Here is a 398-nt window from a genome sequence, read left to right as displayed (position 1 = left end):
CCCCCCCCCCCCCCCCCCCCCCCCCCCCCCCCCCCCCCCCCCCCCCCCCCCCCCCCCCCCCCCCCCCCCCCCCCCCTTCCCCCCCCCCCCCCCCCACCGAGATTCGGTCACGGGTCTCGTGGGCTCGGAGATGTGTATAAGAGACAGGCAACGCCGATATCGTGGCCAACCTGCGCATGGCCATCGAGCAGGCGCACCTGCTCGAAGCGCATCTGGCCGTGGCCGGAGGGTTCGTCGTAGTGATGGAACACCTGTCTCTTATACACATCTGACGCTGCCGACGACAACGTTCGGGTGTAGATGTCGGTGGTCGGGGGGTCGTTGTAAGGGGGGGGGGGGGGGGGGGGGGGGGGGGGGGGGGGGGGGGGGGGGGGGGGGGGGGGGGGGGGGGGGGGGGG

1 protein-coding gene is annotated in these 398 nt (G+C 75.9%); it reads right to left on the bottom strand.

The features are described 5' to 3' along the window. Positions 1 to 107: 107 nt before the first annotated feature. Positions 108 to 266 (bottom strand): hypothetical protein, encoded by a 159-nt coding sequence (locus JHD67_RS21535; protein ID WP_199101179.1) that lies wholly within the window; start codon positions 264 to 266, stop codon positions 108 to 110. Between the last annotated feature and the right edge of the window lie 132 nt (positions 267 to 398).

Source organism: Dyella sp. ASV21 (assembly GCF_016428975.1).
In the GTDB taxonomy this organism is placed as follows: Bacteria; Pseudomonadota; Gammaproteobacteria; order Xanthomonadales; family Rhodanobacteraceae; genus Dyella.
This window is presented reverse-complemented; position numbering and strand designations above follow the sequence as displayed.